Genomic DNA, 7,707 nt, shown 5'->3' with positions numbered 1-7,707 from the left:
CGACGCAAGCACCACACTGTGATGTGTCACAGCCGACATGTGTGCCCGTCAGGCCTCTGGCCTCCCGGATGAACGATACGAGCAGCGTTCGGTCTTCGACATCAGCCGAAACCGATTTGCCGTTCAATACCATCGATACCTTCGACATCAATTTCTCTCCCTCATGAAATTCTTTGAGCCATCGCTCAAATGCGTCCCGGTTTATCACCGTGTTCTATTTCGTAGGTCCTGGCGAGCAATTTTCGTCAGAACCGGATCATTTCAAAATTGGAGCGCTCCGGTCAACTTGCAATAGCCAGAACCACGATCAGGGCGGCCAGAAGGATCAAGCCCCAGACCATGGGGCCTCCAAACGCATTACTCCGCGCGGCGGCTTCAATATTTTCTTCAGCTTTGTGAATTCCCTCTTCGACGGCATGCTCCGCTTCCTCAATGGCGTGCATGACCTCTCCGGGGGCCTCTTCAATTGCTATACGCTTGGCTTCTTCTGCAATTCCCGGATCTAGCTCATCCGACACTTCCTCAGCCGCTGCCGGACTTGCGCCTCCTGCGACCGTCTCGGTGAATTTGGTGAAGAACTCCTCAGCCATTTTCTTTGCAGTGGAATCTATCAGCCGACTTCCGAGTTGCGCGAGCTTGCCACCAACCTGAGCCTTGGCTTCATAAGTCAGGACCGTCTCGTCACCTTCTTCGGTCAACTTTACATCCGCAGACCCCTTGGCAAACCCAGCAACACCGCCCTTGCCTTCACCCGAGATCGTGTAGCTCTCAGGAGGGTTGATGTTATCAAGCGTGACGGATCCTTTGAATTTTGCTTTGACAGGTCCGATCTTAGACGTCACGGCTGCCGTCATTTCCGTGTCGGAGGTTTTTTCGAGGCTTTCACACCCGGGAATACACGCCTTGAGAATCTCCGGATTGTTGAGAGCCTCCCAAACTGTTTCCCTTTTTGCCGGAATCCGGTGAGAGCCGTTCATGTCCATGTGCATTCTCCCCAAATCGCTCGTTGGCGCATTGCCTCAGCTCAACTCACGCACGCCGTCAAGGCTCGTGCTACGAGCTCACATTCTCACTATGAGAGCGTGTTTCGTGCAAATTTTCAATCGCTTATGTCGATGGCATTCGAGAACCGCACCTGTGCGGGTGCACCGTGTGTCAATTGCGAAGTCGACCGAAAGACCGGAACAGCAGTTATCAGCCGCTAACCTGCGGCTGCACCAGGCTCATTGCTGCCCTGGACAAAGGTCAGTGTATCGCGGAAGTCGAGAGGCTTGGAATATAGATATCCCTGCAGGTAGTCGCATTGCAGGTCCTGCATGATGTTTTTTTGGACCACGGTTTCCACACCTTCGGCAGTGATGCTCAAGTCCATGGCTTTTGCAACGGCCATGATGGATTTCACGACGGCAAGTGCATCCCTGTCCTGATCCATGTTCATGATGAAACTTCGATCGATTTTGATACCATCAACCGGGAGTTTGCGCAGATAGCTGAAGGAAGAATACCCGGTACCGAAATCGTCGATTACCACTTTTGCTCCCTTGCCACGCAACCAACTGAGCAAGGAAATTGTCACTCGATCATTATTGATGAAGAGCCCTTCCGTCACTTCGAAAACCAGCTTGTTCAAAGGCAGTTCAGCAGCGGAGGCAGCTTCTTCAATATCCTTGTAGATCCGGTTTGTCTGCACTTGCCGCGGCGACAGGTTCACATTCAGGCGTGTGCCTTCCGACAAATCGGTTAACTGACCGAATTCGGAAAACGCAGCCCTGAACATCCAGGCCCCGATTTCTGAAATCAGCCCACTGGCTTCAGCCGCTTCGATCATGCGAGCAGTGTTCAGATAGCTGCCACCTGGTGTGCGGAACCGCATCAAGGCCTCGAAGGAGGCAAGGCTTTCGTCTTTCGCCTTCATGATCGGTTGGTAATGGACGGAAAATTCGGTTTGGTTGGACGTGCCTGTCAGGAGCGACGCCAGCCGCAGACGCTCGAAAGCTGCTTCCTGCATCAGGGGATGAAAAACCGCATGATTGGTGACACCCTTCTGCCGAACATCGTTCAACGCGATTGAAGCGAATCGGACGGTTTCTTCCGCACCCTGTTTTTCGTTCTCAGCAAGAGCAAAACCCAAACGAAGCTTCAGGGTAATCTGGTTTTCATCGAGTGTTATCGGTTCCTGGAACGCGTCCTCCACCCTGGCGACGACGTCATCGACGCTGTTGCCATCACCTTTCAAAAGAATGAGAAACTCGTCTCCTTCCTTGCGTGCGATCGTCAAGGCATCAGGAAAGGTCTGCGAAAGCCTGTGTCCGGTTTTCTTCAACACAGCGCTGGCTTTTTCGTCACCAATGCCGTCGACAATCACCCGGAAACGCTGAATGTCGGTATGTATGACCAAGAGCGAAGTGCGTTTGAGAGAGTTTCTCTCAAATGACTCGATAAAACCCGAGAAGGTTGACAGCCCGGTCACCCGGTCGACATAGGCGAGATTGCGAATATGCTCAAGAAGGCCGGTTTTTTCGTATCCAAGTGCAACGTTGGATACGAACAGTTGAACGACTTCAGCCCCCACCAGATCCTCAAGCAAGGTCTCGGGAATGCCAAGATAAAGCGCACCCGCCATACCGTTTCTTGTCACCAGCGGAAGCGCAAGTCCCTGTGCTGTCGAGCAGTTCGCCTGCCGCTCGACACACTCATTGATTGATCTGCGGATCGCATCGTCGCCGACAACATCAATCGGAAGATCAATCTTGTCCTCGAAATTGCCGGTTGCCGCCAAAACCCTGAATTTTGATCTGTCGACAGCGCCATATTCCGGTAACGTTTCGGGGCCGCACAAAAGGCTGTCGACCGGTTGACCGAAAAGCTCCGAAAGTTGGTGGAGTACCGCCGAAGCGAATTCGCTCAAAGCATTCTTTTCAACGATGGCGGCAAAGTGAGAATTGAGCTGTTTCAGTTTCTGGCGATTGGTCTCCAGTGACATGACCAGCTTATAGCCCCGCAGAGCGGTGACGATTGCCGTTATCAGCTTCGTGCGGGATAGTTCCGCCTTCTCCGTATAGCCATCAATGTCGTATTTCATGATCACGTCAGTTTGCGGAGCATAGCCGGGCTGGCCTGTCCTCAGGATCAAACGCGTGAAGTGATTTCCGAGCTCCGACCTGATCCAGCTGACAAGACCGAGACCGGCGGTATCGCTTTCCATGACGACATCAACCAGGGCCACCGCAATGTCGGTGTTCTGCTTCAGCAGTTCACGAGCCTCCTCCGCCGAAAGGGCATGCAGAAGCTCGAACGATCGCTCTTCAAACTGGCATCCGGCAACAGCAATTTCGGTGACCTCATGCACGTCCGGGTCATCATCGACGACAAGGATTTTCCACGGAGACTTCGTGCTTTCTGAAATGTCCGGACGAGAGGGGGCAAGAAAATCCATTGCCATCTTAGTGCACCTTCCTTCCGGTCGCCGTATCGGATTTCGCTGACGTCTTCACAGGAAATTCGATCAAAAATTCCGTACCTTCCCCAACGTTCGATGTCACCGAGATCGTTCCCTCCAAAGCTTCCGTCACCAACTGATAACAAATGGCCATGCCAAGTCCTGATCCGCCTTTTCCAAACTTGGTTGTAAAAAATGGTTCAAAGACCTTCTTCAGATTCTTGTCAGGAATTCCAACTCCGAAATCCTTGCAGCTAAACACAATATTCTTGATCGTTGCGCTGGTTTCACCCAACCCCGGCTCCTCCACCACCTTTGAAGAAAGCTTGATCTTTCCGTGGCTTCTGCCTTCGTACGCATGCTTCATTGCGTTTTCTACGAGGTTGGAAACAAGTTGGCTCACCGCTCCTGGATAACTGTCGACAGCTTCATCAGCAGCAAGATCCAGTTCCACGTCGAATGAAGTCTTTTTCAGCATGGGCTGTAGGGTGGCCAACGTTTCGCGGATGATATGATCGAAATTGAAAGGCCGTTTTTTCTCGCTTTGCCTGTCGACCGCAACCTGCCGAAAATTGCCGACAAGGTCCCTCGCCCGCCCCAAGGTCTTTTCGATAATATTTGCGGTATCGGTAATGCGCTGGACCTCTTTCTCAAGCGCCTCCTTGCTGAGGCTCTGCTGCTCAAGTTCCGATTGCAAATAGCTTGTAGCGTCCTTGATGGTCGTCGCTGCCATGAGTGCATTGCCTAGCGGAGTGTTCAACTCATGTGAAACTCCAGCCACCAAAGCCCCGAGCGCGGCGAGGTTATCCGCCTGAATCAGCTCTTCCTGGACCAGCTTCAACTGATCGGTGCGATGTGCGACAAGGTCCTCAAGATTTGTCTGGTATTCCTGGATTTTCTGCAAATCCAGGTGCCGACGCTGAACCATCGTTTGCAGGCTTGCGGCAAGTATCCCGATTTCATCCGCCCGCCCGGGCATAAGCTCTGCCTTGGGCGGATCTTCGATCAATCTCGGTGTCGAAAGATAATCGACGATTGCCGACAATGGCCCACCGATCAATCGCCGGAAAACGGTCCTGATTACGATGGCAAGCAGCAGCAAATAAACAATGATCGCGGTAACGATGAAACCGACCGTGGAAGCGATTTCATACGAGATCGTATTCCGGTCAATCAGGATGAAAACCTGACCAATCGAATCCTTGTGAAGGATCGTGCTTGGTGAATTTAACGTGTAGCTGAGTGCCTCGGCCTGTCGAGGTCCTGCAACCGGCTCCCCGAAATTACCCGTATCCGGTGTCTCGACCCAGACCTTTTCAACGACCTCAAGACTTTCAAGACCTCGAATGAGCTGCAGCGTCGCATCCGCATTGACAGTCCAGATAGCGCGCTCAAACGGTCGTTTGGTGGCTTGAAAGAATGCCTCCGTTACTCGGATCGCCCTGGCGTGCGAAGCGTCCCAGGTGATCTTCGTTAAGATGCCTATGAAGATTATGCCGAGTATCGCAAACAAACCGAGCGTATAGAATATAAATGTGCGCGACAGGCTGGTTCGGCCCGTCTCCTTCGCAGTAAATGGCAACGACGCACTGCCGCTCAAACTCAAGGCACCCACCTCTGCCTACGGGGATTTCCCCTAAATTGGTAAGCTTGCACACCGTCCTTCGCATGCCGGATGACGGCAGGCAAAGGAGCCTGGCAAGCATCTGTTTCCAGCTTCCTGAAATGCGTACGATCAAGGATGCTTCGAAACCGCCCTGGCGCTCGATCAACACTTTCGATCTTTGTCGTCGATTGATTGTCCCAAGCCCCGAATGCACATTGTGGGGACGCTTTCTAAATTTTCCATAAAAATTAGTTGTAATTCACACCACCCCAACCTCTTTTTGGGATTGACGGATCCAGTCATTCAGTCCGGATAAAATCGATATTGGTGAGCGGCTTGCATCATGCAACTTTGTCTGGCCGGGTTTCATTCCAGTCCGCTCCAAAGACCTCAATCAAAACCTTTCTGGCAATGAACTTCCTCTCAATTCCTGGTTTGGACGTATCACGCCCCAACAACGGACAGATAAGGTTTCTTGGCAACAACATCTTCAAAAGGCGCTTCGACGGCCTGAGTGGTGACCTTTGAGGCCTGCACCGGACGCCGTGTGTCACCGACGATCTGTTTCGGAGCGGCGCTGTCCTTGAGCATGTAACCGATGTACCGCGTCGATTCGACAGCATCGTAACCAAGACGCTTCCGGAGTTTTTTGCGAAGTTTGGAAATGTGACTTTCCACGACACACTCATCGACACCATCGTTCATGACACCGTATACCGCGTTGAAGATCTGTGTTTTTGTAACCCGGCGCCCCTTGTTCTTAACGAGATACTCCAAAATACGGCGCTCGCGGCGCGGCAGCTCCATAACATCTCCACCAACCATCGGATCACGTCCGTCGAAGAAAACCTCGATTGCCCCGGTCCCGACCGAACTGTTTCTGGCCGAAATCCGACGCCGGAAAGCACCAACCCGTGCAATTATTTCACGAACATGGACCGGCTTCCTCAAAACATCGTCCATGCCAGCGGAAAACAATTGAAGTGTACTTTCCAAACTGGAGGTATCTTCAAGCGCCACTATTTGCGCCTCCGGGCAATGCTTGCGTATGGAGTTGACAAAACCTGCCCGCTCATCGCACGCCCCGAGCAAGATCGCATCCACAGATGCCAGATCCTGCGCACAGGTGATTTCCAACCAATCCTTGAGTTCGGACGGATGAAGTTCAAGGGAGGCGTATCCCTCCCGTTCGAATGCCGAGGCGTAACCTGAAGTTACAATCTCTCTGGAGTCCACAACTATAAACATATCAGCCCCCTGTATATTTCGACAATCAATCCGTAAATTTACCGGGGCATTAGGTCAATAATTCTTCCCTGTACAGGGACTTGTTTCAAGACTTAAGGTATCAATACTTCCAATATCCACATGTAAATCTAAATAAAAAATCAATGACATTGAGAACAAACTGAGCGAAAAATTAATTAAAATTCCAACAATCGCTGAATTTAGCGAAATATAAGATCTATGACTACATATATATCCAAAAAACACCGCAGAAAAAAGCGGCATTTTTAGTTTTTTACTACTAAATCGGCAAAATGGTTACGACACACCCGAAAGTGACTGCGCCAGCTCGGAAAATGGATCAGATGGCTGTATCTCATCAGCTCGTTGACGCATGGCCTCATAGATCATGGGTACAAGGCGACAGGCTTTTTCAAGTTGCTCATCTCCGGCCGCTTGAAATCCACCCATCATCCGAAGGTCCTTGGTATCTTCATACTGGGATATCAGCCCTTTGATCCGGTGAATCAGTTCCTGTTGTTCAGGTGTCCATGCTCTGGTCGCTAGTCTGGACGTCGACTTCAAAACATTCACCGGTGGATAGCGCCCGGCTTCGGCAATCTGTCGGTCCAGAACCACGTGACCATCCAGAAGGCCCCTGATGGTGTCGGACACCGGATCGTTGTGATCGTCTCCATCTACTAGTACGGAGAAGATGCCCGTAATAGAGCCCTCACCTGAACTTCCGGGCCCGGCTCTTTCAATCAGACGAGCGAGATCCGCAAACACGCTTGGCGGATATCCGCGGGCAACCGGTGGTTCGCCGGCTGCAAGGGCGACATCCCTTGCTGCATGCGCAAACCGGGTTGCGGAGTCCAGAATGAGCAGCACCTTATGCCCCTGACTTCGGAAATATTCCGCAACGCTCATCGCCGTCTTCGGAGCCAATCGCCTTTGCATGGCGCTCTCATCCCCTGTCGATGCGACAACAACCGAGTTTGCCAGCGCTTCGCCGAGGATATCCTCGATAAATTCCCTGACTTCGCGGCCACGTTCCCCCACAAGCCCGACAACAACGGTGTCAAAGTCCCCGAACCCGGCAAGCATACCCAGCAGTGTAGACTTGCCCACGCCAGACCCGGCGAATACGCCGACACGCTGCCCGACACAAAGGGGGGTGAACAGGTCGATCACCTTCACACCGGTTTTAACGCCTTCGGAAATTTTTGTGCGGTTCATGGCCGGTGGCGGTGCGCGGTCAAGCAGAAAAGCTTCAACGCCGTGGCTCAAGCCTCCTGCGCCGTCAATCGGTTCACCAAGCGCATTGATGATCCGGCCTCGCCAGCTCATGTCCGGGTGAATGGCAAGTCCCCCCATGACCGAGGCGACGCTTCCAATGCCTATGTCCGTCACTCGCTCAAGCGGTTTCACCACA

6 protein-coding genes are annotated in these 7,707 nt (G+C 52.3%); all 6 read right to left on the bottom strand.

From position 1 onward, the window contains the following. Positions 1-148, bottom strand: a 148-nt coding sequence (locus K5905_RS22395; RefSeq protein ID WP_297587953.1) for a 2Fe-2S iron-sulfur cluster-binding protein, incomplete at its 3' end; no start/stop codon positions are given. Between the two features lie 133 nt (positions 149-281). Continuing rightward, the gene (locus K5905_RS22390) at positions 282-983 is read right to left on the bottom strand and encodes a carbon monoxide dehydrogenase subunit G (protein ID WP_297587950.1); all 702 of its coding nucleotides are present in this window, start codon (positions 981-983) and stop codon (positions 282-284) included. Between the two features lie 218 nt (positions 984-1,201). Then, entirely contained in the window at positions 1,202-3,442 is a 2,241-nt protein-coding gene (locus K5905_RS22385) for an EAL domain-containing protein (RefSeq protein WP_297587947.1), read from the bottom strand. Between the two features lies 1 nt (position 3,443). Further along, the gene (locus K5905_RS22380; RefSeq protein WP_297587944.1) at positions 3,444-5,045 is read right to left on the bottom strand and encodes a HAMP domain-containing sensor histidine kinase; all 1,602 of its coding nucleotides are present in this window, start codon (positions 5,043-5,045) and stop codon (positions 3,444-3,446) included. 444 nt (positions 5,046-5,489) lie between these two features. Then, complete coding sequence (locus K5905_RS22375) at positions 5,490-6,293, bottom strand: response regulator transcription factor (RefSeq protein WP_297587942.1); 804 nt, start codon at positions 6,291-6,293, stop codon at positions 5,490-5,492. 297 nt (positions 6,294-6,590) lie between these two features. Then, the gene (locus tag K5905_RS22370) at positions 6,591-7,706 is read right to left on the bottom strand and encodes a FliI/YscN family ATPase (protein ID WP_297587939.1); all 1,116 of its coding nucleotides are present in this window, start codon (positions 7,704-7,706) and stop codon (positions 6,591-6,593) included. Position 7,707 lies beyond the last annotated feature (1 nt).

It is taken from the genome of Roseibium sp. (genome assembly GCF_025698965.1).
In the GTDB taxonomy this organism is placed as follows: Bacteria; Pseudomonadota; Alphaproteobacteria; order Rhizobiales; family Stappiaceae; genus Roseibium.
Note: the sequence above shows the minus strand (reverse complement) of the source record. Positions and strands in the feature narration are given on the sequence as shown.